At 73.4% G+C, this 18,899-nt stretch carries 2 protein-coding genes; one reads left to right on the top strand and one right to left on the bottom strand.

All coding sequences use genetic code 11. From position 1 onward, the window contains the following. On the top strand, positions 1-1,908 hold a 1,908-nt coding region (locus ACZ56E_RS36345), incomplete at its 5' end, for an alpha/beta fold hydrolase (RefSeq protein ID WP_471221001.1). A gap of 325 nt (positions 1,909-2,233) precedes the next feature. Here the strand turns inward: ACZ56E_RS36345 and ACZ56E_RS36340 are convergent. Continuing rightward, positions 2,234-18,844, bottom strand: coding sequence for a type I polyketide synthase (locus ACZ56E_RS36340; protein ID WP_471220999.1), 16,611 nt, complete (start codon positions 18,842-18,844; stop codon positions 2,234-2,236). Positions 18,845-18,899 lie beyond the last annotated feature (55 nt).

Below are 18,899 nucleotides of genomic sequence, written 5' to 3'. Positions count from 1 at the left end.
GCGACCGTCACCGTCGAGGCCTGTGACGTGTCCGATCGTGCCGCGCTGGCGAAGGTCCTGGACGGGCTGCAGGTCCCCTTGCGGGGCGTGGTCCATGCCGCCGGAATCGCCGACAACGCATTCGTCAGTGACCTCACCCCGGAGCGACTGAACACGGTCTTCGCGCCGAAGGCGGACGCCGCCTGGCATCTGCACGAACTGACCCGCGACCGCGACCTCGACCTGAGCGCGTTCGTACTGTTCTCGTCCTCCTCGAGCCTCGTGGACGGTCCGGGCCAGGGAAACTACGCGGCAGCGAACCAGTTCCTCAACGGACTCGCCTCCCACCGCGCCGCCGCAGGCCTCCCTGCCCACGCCCTCGCCTGGGGCCTGTGGGACGAAGCCGACGGAATGATCCAAGGCCTCTCCGACACCGACGTCGAACGCATCCGCCGCTGGGGCATGACCGCCCTGCGCCCCGACGAAGGACTCGCCCTCCTCGACACCGCCACCCAACTCACCGACACGCCAGCGCTGTTCCTCGCCCGGATGGACTCCGCCGCCCTGCGGCAGCGGGGCCCGGCGATACCGCACAAGCTGCGCAGCCTGGTGCGCGAGCCCGCCCGGCGGGCCGCCGCTGCCGGGGCGCGCCCGGGGCCGTCGGGGCAGGAGGACGCGGGCCCCGCGTTCGGTGAACGGCTGGCAGGGTTGGCGGAGGAGGAGCGTGCCGACCTTGTGACGGAACTGGTCCGTGGTCATCTCGCCGCCGTACTCGGCCACGCGAGCCCGGCGGCGATCGACCCGGAACGGGCGTTCCTGGAGATGGGGCTCGACTCCCTCGGTGCCGTCGAGCTCCGCAACCGGCTGAAGTCGGTGACCACCGTGCCGCTGCCGGCCACGATCGTCTTCGACCACCCGACGACACGGGCGTTGAGCGCGCAGCTGCTGGTCGAGTTCCGTGGCCACTTCGGCTATTCGGCAGCCGCGTCCGGAGGCTCCGCCGCGTCCGGCGCGTCATCGGCCGCCGATGGCGGTCCGGGCGGGCAGCAGAGGGGCGGCGCCGCGGGGAGCCTGCCGTCGGAGTCGCTGAACGCGCTCTTCCAGGAAGGCCTGCGCCAGGGGAAGCTCGTCGAAGGGCTCAACCTGCTGCGGGCGGTCGCCTCGCTGCGGCCCACCTTCGCCGTGCAGCCCGCGAACGAGGCGAACCCCGAGAGCCCGCCCGAGCTGCCCGCACTCGTCCGGCTCACGGAAGGGGCGCCCGGACCGACGCTGTTCTGCCTGCCGTCGCCAGGGGCGATGGGCGGCGCGCACCAGTTCGTACGCCTGGCGTCGAGCCTGCGCGAAACGATGGACGTGACGGCCGTTCCGCTGCCCGGGTTCGCGGACAACACCAGCCTGCCGGAGTCGTTCGACACCGTGGTCGTGGGGTGCGCCGAACAGATTCGACGGGCCGCCGGCGACCGGCCGTTCGCACTGGCCGGTTACTCGGCGGGCGGTGTCTTCGCGCACGCCGTGGCGCGGCACCTGGAGGAGGCGGGGGCGCGGCCTGCCGCCGTCGTACTGCTCGACACCTACCACCCGAAGACGCAGGACCTCAGCGCTCTGGTCGCCGAGATGTTCGACGGCATGTTCGACCGGGAGGAGCTGTTCGGGCCGTTCACCACTGCTCGGCTCTCCGCGATGGCCTGGTACGGCGACCTGATGGAGGGCCGCGACGTGGACGCGGTGGCGGCGCCTGTGCTGTTCATCCGTCCTACGCGGTGGGCCGGTGGCGAGGACACGGGTGCCGAGTCCGACCGCTGGCGCGCCACCTGGGACACCGTGCACACCGTCCGGGAACTGGATGGCGACCACCTGACCATGGTGGAGTCGGAGGCCCCCCAGACGGCCGGGATCATCTCCTCCTGGTTCGCCTCGCTCGACAACTGAACCTGCGGCGGCGGGAGGCCCCCCTCCCGCCGCCCACCACAACGCCTCATTCGGGCGGCCGACTCCTCGCGCGAAACCGCGCGGTGAACGGCCGCCCGTTCTCGTTCCGCGAGGACGGCGGCCACTCTCACGTACCGGCACCGCACCACGTACCGGCATCGCACTACGTACGCCACCGCAACCGCGTACGTAACCGACCGCACGCCCCCGACCCTCACCCACCCCACGGAGTACCCCCACGCAACGAACCGGCGGGTGACCGGACGCCGCGGGGGAAGCGGCGCCGGCCACCCGCCGGCTCAGGGCGGTGGCTCGATGGTGCTGATCAGCGGTCGTTCAACTCTTCGTCCAACAGGTCGAACAGCTCGTCGGCGGTGGCCGCCGCCAGCGCCTCGTCCTCCTCGCTCACGTCGTCCGCACCGTGGTGCCGCTCCGACCACTGCGAGACCAGTGCCCGCAGTCGGGACCCGATCCGGGCCGCCTCGGCGTCGTCCGGCCGCGCGTCGAGCATCACCGACTCCAGCCTGGCCAGTTCCTCCTCCATCTCTGCCACGGCGCTCGTCGTAGGCTCCGCGCCGACGATCTCGAGCCGCAGGTAGTCGGCGATGGAGTCCGCGCTCGGGTAGTCGTAGATGAGCGTGGCGGGCAGCCGTTCGCCCGTGGCACCGCTGAGCCGGTTGCGGAGTTCAAGCGCCGCGAGCGAGTCGAGGCCCAGCTCCAGCAGACCGCGTTCGGGAGCGACCGCGTCCGGCCCGTCGTGCCCGAGCACCGCGGCGACGTGGGTCCTCACCAGCCGCACCAGAGCGCGGCCCGCGTCCTCCCACGTCAGCTCCGCGAGCTGTTCGGCCAGCGTGCGGGTGTCCTCGGACGCCTCCGCCGTACCGGCAGTGGTACTGGCGGTGCCGCCCGAGACCGACAGCCCCTGGCCCTGGCCCTGGTCCTGACCCGAAGGGTGCGCGGCTGGCACGAACCCCCGTAGAACCGCGGGCAGTTCGTCCGTACGAGAACGCAGCGCCGCCAGGTCGAGCGAGACCGGCACGGACATCGCCTCGCCCGAGGCCAACGCCGCGTCGAAGAGCGCCAGCCCCTTCTCGGCCGACAGCTCCCGCACGCCGAGCCTGCCGATCCGGCCGGCGTCGACCGCCCTGGTTCCCTCGTCGGCCCCCGCGGTGCCCTCCCACAGCCCCCAGGCCACGGAAACCGCGGGCAAGCCTTGGGCGTGGCGACGGTGGGCGAGGGCGTCGAGGAAGACGTTGGCGGCCGCGTAGTTGGCCTGCCCGGCGGCGAGGATCAGCCCGCCGACGGAGGAGAACAGGACGAACGCGGACAGGTCGAGTTCCCTGGTCAGCTCGTGCAGATGCCAGGCGCCGTCCACCTTCGCCCGCAGCACCTGACTCACGCGCTCCGGGGTCTGGTCCGCCAGTATCCCGTTGTCCATCACCCCGGCTGCGTGGACGACGCCGGTGAGCGGATGGGAGGCGGGGACGGCATCGAGGACGGCGGCGACGGCGTCGCGATCAGCGACATCGCAGGCGGCGACAGTGACCCGAGCACCCAACTCGGCCAGCTCTTCGACCAGTTCGTGCGCGCCGGGTGTCTTCTCGCCGCGGCGGCCGGTGAGCACCAGGTGCCGCACGCCGTGCTCGGTCACGAGATGGCGCGCCACCAGGCGGCCGAGCCCGCCGAGCCCGCCGGTCACGAGCACGGTGCCGTCGGCGTCCCACTCGGGGCCCGCGCTCTCCGCGCCGGCGGGCCTGGCGGACCTGCTCAGGCGGGGGACCAGCGCCCGGCCGCGGCGGAGCGCCAGCTCGGGCTCCCCGGTCGCAACCGCTGCGGCCAGGGCGCGCTCCGACTCCTGCGAACCGTCCACGTCGATCACCACGAACCGGCCCGGGTTCTCCGCCTGCGCGGCCCGCACCAGCCCCCATATCGGGGCCTGGACCAGGTCGAGCACGCCGTCTTCGGCCTCGCCCGCAGCCCGTACGGCATCGCGCGTCACCACGACCAGCCGACCGTCGAACCGCTCCTCGGCGAGCCAGGAACGCAGCGCGTCCAGCACCTCGACGACGCTCCGGCCGACCGCCGTGGGCAGCCCATCCTCTTCCGCCGAGGCCCCGGCCCCGGCCTCGTCCGCGTGCACCCGATACGTCACCAGTTCGTCGACGCCGACCGGACCCGACCGGCCAAGCACCGTCGCCAGATTGACGAGCCGGTCCGGCACGGCGTGGGCGGTCACCCCGGCGGCGGCCTCCAGCGGCACGGCCGTCCAGTCCATCCGGTACAGGGACTGCGGGCCGGCACCCAACTGCGCGGGCGTCACGGGTCGCAGAGCGAGCGAGGCGATGGAAGCCACCGGCGCACCGGACGCGTCGGTGATGGCGAGAGAAACCGCGCCACCCCCGGCGCCGACCGCACTCATCCGCACCCGAAGCGCACGCGGCCCGGCCCCGTGGAAGCGGACCCCGCTCCACGCGAACGGAATGCGCGTCTCGTCATCGCCCTTGCTGCCGGGAAGGAAGTCGATCAGGTGCAACGCCGCGTCAAGGAGCGCCGGATGAACACCGAACGACTCCGCGCCGACCGCGTCCTCGGGCAGGGCGATCTCGCCGTAGACGTCATCCCCGTGCTGCCAGATCGCGCGCACGGCTCGGAACTGCGGGCCGTAGTCGTAGCCGGCGGCAGCCAGCTCCTCATACATGGTGCCGATGGCGACCGGCGTGGCCCCCTCGGGCGGCCAGGTCGCTTCGACCGGTGACATCTCGTCGTCGTGAGCCGGGGCGAGGACGCCGACGGCGTGACGGGTCCAACCGCTGCCCGGGCCGGCGGTCGCGGCCGCCGACCGGGAGTGGATCTCCACGCCACGCTGCCCGGAACCGTCTGCCGCACCCACGCTCACCTGGAGGTCCAGCACGTCCTCCTCGGGGACCGGTAGCGGCACCTCAAGGGTCAGCTCGTCGATCACCGGGCACCCCATCTGCTCACCGGCGTGCACCGCCAGGTCGACCAGGGCCGTACCCGGCAGGATCGTCGCGCCGAGAATCCGATGGTCACCGAGCCACGACTGGGAACCGGCGGCGAGCCGGCCGGTCAACACCACACCGTCCATACCGGGCAGGGCAACCGCCGCCCCGAGCAACGGATGCGTGGCCGACGCCTGCCCCAGCTCGGCGGGGTCGCCGGTGGCGGCGACGGCGTCGATCCAGTAGCGCTTGTGTTGGAAGGCGTAGGTGGGGAGGTCGATGGGCCGGTTGGGGGTGGTGGGGAAGGCGGCCTGCCAGCGTATGGTCCGGCCTTGGGTGTGGAGGGTGCCGAGGGCGCGCAGGAGGTTGGCGGTTTCGTGGTCGTCCCGGCGCTGAGTGGGGATGGCCTCGTCGATGAGTGGGGTGAGGACGGGCTGGGGGCCGACCTCGAGGAAGGTGGTGGCGCCCTGCTGGTGGAGGGTGCTCACGGCGTCCGCGAAGCGGACGGTTCCGCGGACCTGGCCTGTCCAGTACGAGGGGTCAGTCATCGTGTCCGCCGCGACCAGGTCACCGGTGACGGTGGAGACCAGCGGGATCGTCGGGGCCTGGAAGCTGATCCGCGAGGCGATCTCACGGAACTCGTCGAGCATCGGGTCCATCAACGGCGAGTGGAAGGCGTGGGAGACCCTGAGCCGGTTCGTCTTGCCGTCGAACTGTGCCGCGACCTCCACCACCGCGTGCTCGGCGCCCGAAATCACCACTGAACGGGCTGCGTTGACCGCCGCGATGGTGACGTCCTCGCGGTCGCCGATGAGTTCGCGCACGGTCGCCTCGTCGGTGGCGAGGGAGATCATGGCGCCGCCCTCGGGCAGTGCCTGCATCAGCCGGGCTCGCGCGGCCACCAGTGTTACGGCGTCTTCGAGCGAGAGCACTCCGGCCACGTGTGCGGCGGCCAGTTCACCGATGGAGTGACCGGCCACGTAGTCGGGCCGCAGTCCGAAGGACTCCAGCAGCCGGTACAGGGCCACTTCGAAGGCGAACACCGACGTCTGCGTGTACAAGGTCTGGTCGAGCGGGGACTGAATGCCCTCTTCGGGCCAGATGACCTCTCGTAGCGGCAGGTCCAGCAGTTCGAGAATCTCATCCCAGGCGGCCGCGAACACCGGGAAGGAGTCATACAACTCCCGGCCCATACCCGGGCGTTGGGACCCTTGCCCGGAGAATACGAACGCCACCGGATCCGAAGCCAAGCCCACTTGCCGCTCAGCACCGTCCACGGCCACGGCTTCCAGCTCCTGCAGCAGCGTCTCCCGGTCCCCGCCGACCACCACAGCCCGGTGCTCGAACGACGCCCGGGTCGACACCAACGCGTGCCCGACCTCCACCGGGGTCAGCTCAGGCCGCTCCCGTACGAAGGAAACCAGCCGCCCAGCTTGCGCCCGCAGCGCGTCCGCCGACCGGCCCGACACCACCCACGGCACCGCGACCGGCTCAGGAGCCGCCTCGGCCACCTCATCCGAGGCCGAGGCGGCTTCCGGCGCCTCCTCCACGATCACATGCGCATTCGTCCCACTCAGTCCGAACGACGAGACACCCGCACGGCGAGGCCGCCCCTGACGCGACCACTCCCGCGCCTCCGTCAACAGTTCCACCGCGCCCGCCGACCAGTCCACATGCGGCGACGGCTCATCGACATGCAGGGTGCGCGGCATGACACCGTGCCGCATTGCCATGACCATCTTGATGATCCCGCCGACCCCGGCGGCGGCCTGCGCGTGTCCGATGTTCGACTTCAGCGAGCCAAGCCACAGCGGCTCACCGCCCTCGGGCCGCTCCTGCCCGTACGTCGCGAGCAGCGCCTGCGCCTCGATCGGATCACCCAGCGTCGTCCCGGTCCCATGCCCCTCGACCACGTCCACATCGGCCGCCGACAGGCGCGCGCTCTCCAACGCAGCGCGAATCACGCGCTGTTGGGAGGGTCCGTTGGGGGCGGTCAGGCCGTTCGATGCGCCGTCCTGGTTGACCGCCGAGCCGCGGATGACGGCCAGCACCTCATGGCCGTTGCGCCGCGCGTCCGACAACCGTTCCAGGACCAGTACGCCGACGCCTTCCCCCCAGCCGACGCCGTCGGCTGCGCCGGAGAACGCCTTGCAGCGGCCGTCGGGCGACAGGCCGCGCTGGCGGCTGAAGTCGACGAAGACGTCCGTGGTGGAGAGGAACGTCACGCCGCCCGCGAGGGCGAGCGAGCACTCGCCACCCCGCAGGGACTGGGCCGCCAGGTGCAGGGCCACCGAGGAGGACGAGCAGGCCGTGTCCACCGACATGGTCGGGCCCTCGAAGCCGAAGGTGTACGCGACACGTCCGGAGAGGATGCTGATCGCGCTGCCGTTGCCGAGGTAGCCGGCGACGTCGGCCGGTACCCGGTCACCGAGGCGGGTGCCGTAGTCGTCGTACATGACGCCGGTGAAGACGCCCGTCTGGCTGCCGCGGATCGACTGCGGGTCGATGCCGACGCGCTCCAACGCCTCCCAGGACGTCTCGAGCAGCAGCCGCTGCTGCGGGTCCATACCGAGGGCTTCCCGCGGGCCGATGCCGAAGAAGTCGGGATCGAACTCCGTTCCGCCGCGCAGGAATCCACCCTCGCGCGTGTAGATCCGGTTGTCCGCCGGCTCCGGTGCGTACAGCCCTGCGATGTCCCAGCCGCGGTCGGTGGGGAAGTCCGCGACCGCGTCGGTCCCGTTCACCACCAGCTGCCACAGGTCCTCGGGGCTGGTCACGCCGCCGGGGTAGCGGCAGCTCATGCCGACGATGGCGATCGGCTCGTCGGCATGCGCCGCCGACACCGAGGCCGCCGCACGCGGGGTGGCGGTGTCGGTGGTGCCCATGAGTTTCGGCTTCAGCAGGTCGACGACGGCCCGCGTGTTGGGGTGGTCGAAGACCAGGGTGGCGGGCAGGGTGACGCCGGTCGCGGTGGTGAGCGCGTTGCGCAGTTCGACGGCGGCCAGCGAGTCGAAGCCCAACTCCCGGAACGCACGCCCCGGTTCGATCGCCGCCACACCGTCGTGCCCGAGCACGGCGGCGACCTGGCCGCGCACCAGGTCGAGCAGGAGCCGGTCGCCCTCGGACTCGGTGAGCCCGGCAAGCCGTTCGGCCAACGGGGACGCGACAGCCTGAGGAGCGGTGGCGGTCGCGGCCGGCGTGCCACGGTTTCCGGCGAGGCCGCGCAGCAGCGCCGGTACCCGGTCGCCGCGGGCCCGCAGCGCCGCCGTGTCGACGCGCACCGCGACGGGCGCGGGGACGCCGGCAGTCAGCGCCCGGTCGAAGACGGCGAGGCCGGGCTCCACCTCCCAGGCGGGCAGCCCGAGCCGCGCCATGCGGCGCAGGTCCTCGTCGCCCAACTCGCCGCCCAGGCCGGTGTTCTCGTTCCACAGCCCCCACGCGATGGAGGTGCCGGGGAGGCCGAGGCCGTGACGGTGGTGGGCGAGGGCGTCGAGGAAGACGTTGGCGGCCGCGTAGTTGGCCTGTCCGGCGGCGAGGACGAGCCCGCCGGCAGAGGAGAACAGGATGAACGCGGACAGGTCGAGTTCCCTGGTCAGCTCGTGCAGATGCCAGGCACCGTCCACCTTGGGGCGCAGCACCCGTTCGGTCTGCTGCTCGGTCAGGTTGCCGATCGTCGCGCTGTCCGCGACCCCGGCCGCGTGGACCACGCCGGTCAGGGGGTGGTCGGCGGGGATGGCATCGAGGACGGCTGTCACGGCATCGCGGTCGGCGACATCGCAGGCAGCGACGGTGACCCGAGCACCCAATGCAGCCAGTTCGCCTGCGAGTTCGGCAGCCCCCGGTGCCTTCTCGCCGCGGCGGCTGGTGAGCACGAGGTGGCGTACGCCGTGCTCGGTCACCAGATGGCGCGCCACCAGCGCGCCCAGGCCGCCCGTGCCGCCGGTCACCAGGACCGTGCCGTCCGGGCGCAACACCTGCTCCTCCTGCGCGGCACGCCCGGTCTCCTGGACGCGAGCCAGCCCCGGCAGATGCACGCGCCCGGCGCGCAGCGCGGCTTCCGGCGCCTGCGAGGCCAGGGCCGCCGGCACCGCGCGTGCCGACGCCTCGGTGTCGTCGATGTCCAGTACGGTGAACCGGCCCGGGTTCTCCTCCGCCGCCGCCCGCACCAGACCCCAGACGGGGGACTGCACGAGGTCGATCCCCGCGCCACCGCCGTCCGCCGTCTCGACCTGAACGGCGTTCCTGGTCAGCACGACAAGGCGGGTCGAGGCCAGCCGGGGCTCGGCCAGCCAGTCGCGCAGCAGCGCCAAGGTCCGCTGGGTTACGGCGAGGGTCCGATCCGGCAGCCCATCACCGTCACCTGTGCCGTCGGTGCCCGTACCGCTGTCGCCCGTACCGCTGTCCACGGTCGTGACCACGTGAACCACGACCTCGGGGGCCGCTTCCGTATCAAGGCGCGCCAACAGGGCAACCAAGTCCGGGAGTTGTGCGCTGTGCCCGGCCAACTCCGCCCCGGCCTCACCCAGTACGACCCACTCGCCGGCCGGCTGCCCGAAGGGCGAGGCGGGCGTGCTCCACCGCACCTGGTAGAGCGGGTCGCCTCCGGTCCTCGCGCTGTCGCGTGCCAGCCGTTCGCGGTCCACCGGGCGCGAGACCAGCGACTCCACGGTGGCGACCGGCTGCCCGGTGCCGTCCGCGATCCGCATCTCGGAGACCTCGGCGCCCCTGATCCGGGAGATCCACATCCGCAGGTCGCTGGCGCCGGGCGCGTGGGACGTCACTCCGGTCCAGGAGAACGGGAGCAGGGTCGGACCGTCCTCGTCGTCCAGGAGGTCCGCGTGCATGGCGGCGTCCAACAGCGCCGGATGCAGCACGTAACGGGAGGCGTCCTCCCCGGCCTCCGGGGCGAAGGCCGCCTCGGTGAAGATGTCGTCACCGCGCTGCCAGGCGGCCCGAAGCCCCTGGAACGCGGGGCCGTATCCGTAACCGCGCTCGGCCAGCCGCGCATAGGCGTCACCCACCTCGATGGGGGTCGCGCCCGGCGGCGGCCACTGCGTCAGGTCGAAGTCCGCCGCGCGCCCCTGTGGGACCAGCGTCCCCGAGGCGTGGAGGGTCCACCCGGCGGCCGGGTCGGCGGTGGTGTCCCGCGTCTCCGGACGTGCGTGGATCTCCACGGTCCTGCGTCCGGCGCCGTCCGCTCCGCCCACCACGACCTGCACGGCCGCCGCACCGCCCGCGGAGAGAGTGAGCGGGGCGTGGCTGGTCAGCTCTTCGAGTGCGGGGCAGTCGACACGGGCGCCGGCGTACAGGGCCAGTTCGACGAAGCCGGTGCCCGGCAGGATGGTGGTGCCGTGCACCGCGTGGTCGGCGATCCACGTCTGTGTGTCACCGGCCAGCCGGCCCGTGAGCACCATGCCACCGGAGGAGGGCAGCACGACCGCCGCACCGAGCATGGGGTGCCCCGCCGCCTCCTGCCCGAGTCCGGCGGGGTCGCCGGTGGCGGCGACGGCGTCGATCCAGTAGCGCTTGTGTTGGAAGGCGTAGGTGGGCAGGTCGATGGGCTGGTTCGGGGTGGTGGGGAAGGCGGCCTGCCAGCGTATGGTCCGGCCTTGGGTGTGGAGGGTGCCGAGGGCTCGGAGGAGGTTGGCGGTTTCGTGGTTGTCCCGGCGCTGGGTGGGGATGGCGTCGTCGATGAGGGGGGTGAGGACGGGCTGGGGGCCGACCTCGATGAAGGTGCCGACACCTTGCCCTTGGAGGGTGGTCACGGCGTCTGCGAAGCGGACTGTTCCGCGCACCTGGTCTGTCCAGTGCGCGGGGTCAGTCATCGTGTCCGCCGCGACGAGGTCGCCGGTGACGGTGGAGACCAGCGGAATCGTCGGGGCCTGGAAGCTGACCTTCGAAGCCACGGCACGGAACTCGTCGAGCACGGGGTCCATCAACGGGGAGTGGAAGGCGTGGGAGACCCTGAGCCGGTTCGTCTTGCCGTCGAACTTTGCCGCGACCTTCACCACCGCGTCTTCGGCGCCCGAGATCACCACCGAGCGGGCCGCGTTGACCGCCGCGATCGTGACGTCCTCGCGGTCACCGATCAGCTCGCGCACAGTCGTCTCATCGGTGGCGAGGGAGATCATCGCGCCGCCCTCGGGCAGCGCCTGCATCAGCCGGGCTCGCGCTCCCACCAGTGTGACGGCGTCTTCGAGCGAGAGCACTCCGGCCACGTGTGCGGCGGCCAGCTCGCCGATGGAGTGCCCGGCCACGTAGTCGGGCCGCAGCCCGAAGGACTCCAGCAGCCGGTAGAGGGCCACTTCGAAGGCGAACACGGACGTCTGCGTATACAAGGTCTGGTCGAGCGGGGTCGTGACTCCCTCTTCCGGCCAGATGACCTCTCGTAGCGGCAGATCCAGCAGCCCCAGAACCTCATCCCAGGCGGCCGCGAACACCGGGAACGAGTCGTACAACTCCCGCCCCATACCCGGACGCTGCGATCCCTGCCCCGAGAACACGAACGCCGTCCGCCCGACGGCGTCGTCGATCGCCGCGCCACCGCTGGTCCCGAGCGCCACATCGTCCAGTTCCCGCAGCAGCGCCTCGCGGTCACCGCCCACGACCACCGCACGGTGCTCCAGTGCCGCGCGGGTGGTCGCCAACGCGTGGCCGACCTCGACCGGGGTCAGCTCAGGCCGCTCCCGTACGAAGGAAGCCAGCTGCCCGGCCTGCGCCCGCAGCGCGTCCGCCGACCGGCCCGAGACCACCCACGGCACCGCGACCGGCTCAGGAGCCACCTCGGGCACATCATCCGAGGCCGAGGCAGCCTCCGGTGCCTCCTCCACGATCACATGCGCATTCGTCCCACTCAGCCCGAACGACGAGACACCCGCACGACGCGGCCGCCCCTGACGCGACCACTCCCGCGCCTCGGCCAGCAACTCCACCGCACCCGCCGACCAGTCCACATGCGGCGACGGCTCATCGACATGCAGGGTCTTCGGCAAGACGCCATTGCGCATCGCCATGACCATCTTGATGATGCCGCCCACACCGGCGGCGGCCTGCGCGTGTCCGATGTTGGACTTCAGCGAGCCCAGCCACAGCGGCTCGCCACTCTCCGGGCGCTCCTGCCCGTACGTCGCGAGCAGCGCCTGCGCCTCGATCGGGTCACCCAGCGTCGTCCCGGTCCCGTGGCCCTCGACCACGTCCACGTCGGCGGCGGTGAGGCCCGCCGTGGCGAGGGCCTGTTCGATGACGCGCTGCTGCGAGGGGCCGTTGGGGGCCGTCAGACCGTTGGAAGCGCCGTCCTGGTTGACGGCGGACCCGCGTACGACCGCGAGCACTTCGTGGCCGTTGCGGCGCGCGTCCGACAGCCGCTCCACGACCAGTACGCCGACGCCCTCGCCCCAGCCGACGCCGTCGGCGGCGCCGGAGAACGCCTTGCAGCGGCCGTCGGGCGACAGGCCGCGCTGGCGGCTGAAGTCGACGAACGTGTCGGGCGTGGACATCACCGTGACGCCGCCCGCCAGGGCGAGGGAGCACTCTCCGCTGCGCAGCGCCTGGATCGCCCAGTGCAGGGCGACCAGCGAGGAGGAGCAAGCGGTGTCGACGGTGACGGCGGGACCTTCGAGGCCGAGGGCATAGGCGACCCGGCCGGAGACCACGCTGGCGAGGCTGCCGTTGCCGAGGTAGCCGGCGAGTTCCTCGGAGACGTGGCCGAGCCGGGTGCTGCCCCAGTCGTGGTACATGACGCCGGCGAAGACGCCGGTCCGGCTGCCGCGGACCGACAGCGGATCGATGCCGGCGCGCTCCAACGCCTCCCACGACGTTTCGAGGAGCAGTCGCTGCTGGGGGTCCATGGCGAGGGCCTCGCGCGGGCTGATGCCGAAGAAGTCCGCGTCGAACCGGTCCGCCTCGTGGAGGAATCCGCCCTCGCGGGTCAGGCTCTTGCCGGGGGTGCCCGGCTCCGGGGCGTACAGCTCGGCGGTGCGCCAGCCGCGGTTGTCGGGGAACGTGGAGATGCCGTCGCGTTCCTCGGCGACCAGCCGCCACAGCTCCTCGGGCGAGGTGACGCCGCCGGGGAAGCGGCAGCTCATGCCGACGATGGCCAGCGGCTCGTCGTCAACGGGCCGCGTGCTGACGGTGGTTGCCGGTACCGGCGCGTTGCCGACGGCGCTGTGCAGGAGGTGGCGGGCGAGCGCGCTGGAGTTGGGGTGGTCGAAGACCAGGGTGGGCGGCAGCCGCAGGCCGGTCGCGGTGTTCAGCAGGTTGCGCAGTTCGACGGCGGCCAGTGAGTCGAAGCCCAGCTCCTGGAACGCGCGGGACGGCGCGATGGCCTCCGCGCCCTCGTGCCCGAGGACGGTGGCGACCCGGGAACGGACCAGCTCCAGGACGTGACGTTCCCGTTCGGCCGGGGCCAGTTCGGCGAGACGCCGGGCGAACGGGGAGCCGGACGAGGAGCTGGACGGGGTGCCTGCCGCCGTCGCCTCCACGGCGTGCGCATCGGCGGCGCTGGCCGGGCCGCCGTCGGCGACGCGGCGCGGCGCGGGCCTGACGAGGGCGCGCAGCAGCGGCGGCACGCCGTCGGGCCGGGCCCGCACGGCTCCGGCGTTGATCCGCACGGTCAGCGCCACCGGGGTGTCGTCGGCGGCCAGCGCGCGGTCGAAGAGGGCGAGGCTGTCAGTGGGGGAGAGGGCGGTCAGGCCCTGCCGGTCGATGCGGTGCGCCTCGGCCGTCGTCAGCTTGGCGGCCATGCCGTGGTCCCCGGTCCACGCGCTCCACACCTGTGCCTGGGCCGGGAGGACGAGGGCGCGGCGGTGGTGGGCGAGTGCGTCGAGGAACGCGTTGGCGGCGGCGTAGTTGCCCTGCCCGGGGGCGTCGAGGAGTCCGGCGGCGGACGAGAAGAGGACGAATGCCGACAGGGTGTACCGGTCCGTGAGCTCGTGCAGGTGCCAGGCGGCGTCTGCCTTGGCGCGCAGGACGGTGTCGAGGCGCTCGGGGGTGAGCCCGGCGAGCAGCGCGTCGTCGAGCACGCCTGCCGTGTGGACGATACCGGTCAGCGGGTGTTCGTCGGGGATGGCGTCGAGCAGCGAGGCGAGCGCCGCGCGGTCGGCGACGTCGCAGGCGGCGATGGTGACCTGGGCGCCCGACGCGGCCAGCTGCGCGTGCAGTTCGGCCGCGCCGGCCGCCTGGTCGCCGCTGCGGCTGGCGAGCAGCAGGTGGCGGACGCCGTGTTCCGTGACCAGGTGCCGGGCGACCAGGGCGCCGAGCCCGCCGGTGCCGCCGGTGATGAGCACGGTTCCGGTGGAATCGAAGGCGGCGGGCGTCTCGGGCACCGGGGCCGGCAGCCGGGCGGCGCGCGGCAGCCATACGGCGTCGTCGCGCAGCGCCCACTCCGTGTCGCCGGTGGCGTGTTCGGTGGCGAGCACGGCGGCGGCGATCCGTTCGGGACGGGTGGGGCGGCCCGCGGTGTCGTCGACGAGGAGGAACGCGCCGGGGTGTTCGGCCTGCGCGGAGCGGACCAGGCCCCATACGGCGGCGGCCGCCGGGTCGACGGGCGGGTCGCCGGGCACGGCGGCCATGGCGCCCCGGGTGATCAGCACGAGCCGGGAACCGGCGGGCCGTTCGACGGCTGTCCACGCTTGGAGCAGCGCGAGGGTGCGGGTCGTTGCGGCACGCAGCCGTTCCGGCGTGGTGCCCTCCGGCGCGGGATGGCAGTCGACGAGGTGGAGACCGGGTACGGACGCCAGTGCCGGTGCCGAGGCCGGCACCGGTGCGGATGTGGGCTCGGGTGTGTCATCCCGCGTCAGCTCCGCTGCCGTCTCGATGGTCGTCCAGGGCGTGGTCGGGGCGGCCGAGGGAACGGCGGCGTGCCGCTGCCAGGCGACGGCGTAGAGGGGCATCGTGTCGGCGCGCAGCGCCTCGGCGGGGACCGGGCGGGAGACCAGGGAGGCGACGGAGGCGACGGGGCCGCCGTTGGGGTCGGTGAGTTCCAGGGTCAGCGACTCGCCACCGGCCTGGTCGCCGACGAGGGCGACGCGCACCCGCACGGTGGTGGCGCCCCGGGCGTGCAGCCGCACGCCGGTCCAGGCGAACGGGATGCTGGCGCGGGCCTCGCCCGACGCCTGCCCCGCACCGGATTCCGGCACCTCGCCGTGCAGGAGCCCGGCGCTGTGCAGTGCCGCGTCGAGCAGCGCGGGGTGCAGCCCGAACCCGGCCGCCTCGGCGGCGGCTTCGGGGGGCAGCGCGACCTCGGCGTAGACGCTGTCGTCCAGCCGCCAGGCGGCGCGTACGCCCTGGAAGACCGGGCCGTAGCCGTAGCCCTGGGCGGCGAGCCCGGCGTAGAGGCCGGTGACGTCGACGGCGGCGGCACCGGCCGGCGGCCAGGCAGCGCCCTCTCCGGAAGCAGCGTCGGCGGCAGCGGGCAGGCCGGGGGCGAGGGCGCCGGTGGCGTGCAGCGCCCAGGGCGCCTCCGCTGCGGCGTCCTCGGACGCGTCGGCGGACGTGTCGTCGGGCCGTGAGTAGATCTCGACGGTACGGCGGCCGCTGTCGTCGGCGCCGCCGACCGTCACCTGGAGGGCGACCCCGCCGTGTTCGGGCAGCGCGAGCGGCGCCTGCAGGGTCAGTTCCTCGACGGTGGGGCAGCCGGTGCGTTCACCGGCGTGCGCGGCGAGTTCGACGAGCGCGGTGCCGGGCAGCAGCACGGTGTCGAGGATCGCGTGGTCGGCGAGCCAGGGGTGCCGGGCGGCGGAGAGCCGGCCGGTGAGCACCATGCCGCCGGTGCCGGGCAGGGCGACGGCGGCGCCGAGCAGCGGGTGTCCTGCGGATGTCTGGCCGAAGCCGGTGGTGTCCTTCGGCACGTCGGTGCCGCGCAGCCAGTAGTGGCGCCGCTGGAAGGCGTAGGTGGGCAGTTCGACGGCGGGCGCGCCGCGCCGGGCGAACGCGGAGCTCCAGTCGACGGTGCCGCCGGCCGTGTGGACCCGGGCCAGCGCGGTCAGCAGCTCGGCGGGCTCGGGCCGGTCGCGGCGCAGCGTCGCGAGGCAACGGGCGTCACCCGTGAGCGAGGCGTGGGCGTCTCCGCCGAGCGAGGTGCGGGCGTCTCCGTCGGCCGAGGCTCGGGTGTCGTCGTCGGCGGTGAGCACGGCGCGGGCCATCGCCGTGAGGGTGCTGTCGGGGCCGACCTCGACGAAGCGCGCGATGCCGGCGTTCCGCAGCGTCCGGACGCCGTCGCCGAACCGCACCGCTTCCCGCACGTGCCGCACCCAGTACTCGGGGTCGCACACCTCGTCGGCCGTGGCCAGCGCGCCGGTGACGTTCGAGACCAGCGCGGTGCGCGGCGGCGCGTACTCCAGTACGGAGGCCACGCGCCGGAACTCCTCGAGCATCGGGTCCATCAGCGGTGAGTGGAAGGCGTGCGAGACCCGCAGCCTGGCCGTCCGGCCCTCGACGCGCGCCGCGAGCTCGGTGACGGCCTCGTCGGAGCCCGAGATCACCACCGAACGCGGGCCGTTGACGGCGGCGATCGCCACGTCGGCGCGGTCGCCGAGCAGCGCGCGCACCGTCTCCTCGGTGGCCTCGACGGCCACCATGGCGCCCCCGTGGGGGAGTTGCTGCATCAATCGCGCGCGGGCACTGACCAGGACGGCGGCGTCCGCGAGGGAGAACACGCCGGCGACGTGGGCGGCGGCGATCTCACCGACGGAGTGCCCGGCGACGTAGTCGGGGCGCAGCCCGAACGACTCCAGCAGCCGGTGCAGGGCCACTTCGAAGGCGAAGAGCGCCGGCTGGGTGTACTCGGTGCGCTCCAGGCGTTCCCGTTCGTCCTGGCGCCACATCACCTCCTTGAGCGGGTGCTCCAGCATCGGGTCGAGCTGGGCGGCCACGGCGTCCAGGGCGGCGGCGAAGACGGGGAACGTCTCGTACAACTCCCGGCCCATGCCGGTGCGTTGGCTGCCCTGACCGGAGAAGAGGAACGCGGTCTTGCCGCGCGCCGTCGACTCGTCGCCGGTGACCAGGCCCGGTGTGTCGTCCCGGCCGCCGGCGAGCGCGGCGAGCGCCCGCAGGGCGTGCTCGCGGTCCTCGGCGAGGACGACGGCGCGCTCTTCGAGGGCGGTGCGGGTGGTGGCGAGGGCGTGGCCGGCGTCGTCGAGTCCGGTGCCGCGCTCGGTGAGGTGCGCGTGCAGCGCGGACGCCTGGGCGCGCAGCGCGTCACGGCTCCGCGCGGAAACAACCAGAGGGGTCAACGGCAGTGAGGCGGCAGGGAGTTCGCTCTCCTCCTGCTCGGCCGGCCGGTCGGCGGGAGCCTCCTCCAGGATGAGGTGGGCGTTGGTGCCGGAGATGCCGAACGAGGAGACGCCGGCGCGGCGCGGCCGGTCGCCCGGCTCCCACGCACGCGCCTCGCTCAGCAGCTCGACGGCGCCGGCCGACCAGTCGACGTGCGGGGTGGGGGAGTCGATGTGCAGCGACCTGGGCAGCCGCCGCTCCCGCAGCGCCATGACCATCTTGATGACGCCGGCGACACCGGCGGCGGCCTGGGTGTGGCCGATGTTGGACTTGAGGGAGCCGAGCCACAGCGGTGCGCCGTCCCGCGGCCGGTCCTGGCCGTAGGTGGCGAGCAGCGCCTGGGCCTCGATCGGGTCGCCGAGCGTGGTGCCGGTGCCGTGCGCCTCGACCACGTCGACGTCGGCGGGCGTGAGCCGGGCCGCGGCGAGCGCCTGCTCGATGACGCGCTGTTGGGAGGGGCCGTTGGGGGCGGTCAGACCGTTGGAGGCGCCGTCCTGGTTGATGGCGGAGCCGCGGATGACGGCCCACACACGGTGCCCGTTGCGGCGCGCGTCGCTGAGGCGTTCCAGTACGAGTACGCCGGCGCCCTCGCCCCAGCCGGTGCCGTCGGCGGCGGCGGCGAACGGCTTGCAGCGGCCGTCGGCGGCGAGCCCGCGCTGGCGGCTGAACGCGGTGAACACCCCGGGGTTGCCCATGACGGCGACGCCGCCGGCGAGCGCCAGGGCCGACTCGCCCTGACGCAGCGACTGGCACGCCAGGTGCAGGGCGACGAGGGACCCCGAACAGGCGGTGTCGACGGTGAGGGTGGGCCCCTCCAGACCGAGCGCGTAGGCGGCGCGGCCGGAGACGACGCTGGGCGCGGTCCCGGTGAGCAGGTAGCCGTCGAGGCCGTCGGGTGCCTCGTGCAGGCGGACGCCGTACTCCTGCGGCTCGGCGCCGACGAAGACACCGGTGGCGCTGGAGCGCAGGGTGTGCGGGTCGAGGCCGCCGTGCTCCAGGGCTTCCCAGCACAGTTCGAGGACGAGCCGCTGCTGGGGGTCCATCGCGGTCGCCTCGCGGGGGCTGATGCCGAAGAAGTCCGCGTCGAACTCGCCCGCTGAGTCAAGGAAGGCGGCATGCCGCACGTAACTCTTGCCGGCCTTGCCGGGATCGGGGTCGTAGATGCCCTCGACGTCCCAGCCGCGGTCGTTCGGCAGCGGGGAGAGCACGTGCCGCTCCTCGTCGACCAGCCGCCACAGGCCGTCGGGCGAGGTGGCGCCGCCGGGGTAGCGGCAGCCGATGCCGACGATCGCGATGGGCTCGTCGGCGGGCGCGGACGCGCGCTCGGCGAGCGTGGCGCGGGCGGCCGGCTCGGCCTCGCCGAGGAGCTCGCGCTCCAGGAAGCGCGCGACGGCGCGCGGCGTCGGATGGTCGAACACGAGCGTGACCGGCAGCTCGAGGCCGGTCGCACCGGCCAGGCGCTCGTGCAGCTCGACCGCGGCCAGCGAGTCGAAGCCCAGATACTGGAAGGTGAGGTCCGCACCGGCCCCGCCCGGCGGATCCTGCTCGATCGCCGCCAGGACCGCCTCGGTGTGCGTCCACACCAGGCCGACGAGGACGTCCTCCCGCGCGGTGCCGGGCAGTGCGGCCAGGCGCTGGGAGAGGGCGACCTCGCCGCCCTTCGCGCCGTCTGCCGACTTCGGAATGAGGTCTTCGGGCTCGCTCATGCGTGCACTCCACCACTGCCGCGCGCGACCGCCACACCCCTATCGCCCCCTACCG

The organism is Streptomyces sp. NPDC039480, assembly GCF_055597165.1.
The sequence above is the reverse complement of the archived record's forward strand: the minus strand, read 5'-3'. Positions and strand labels throughout refer to the sequence as shown.

Bases quoted from the DNA above. Each gene is read 5' to 3' on its own strand.
- ACZ56E_RS36340 (WP_471220999.1), bottom strand. From the start codon at position 18,844: ATGAGCGAGCCCGAAGACCTCATTCCGAAGTCGGCAGACGGCGCGAAG.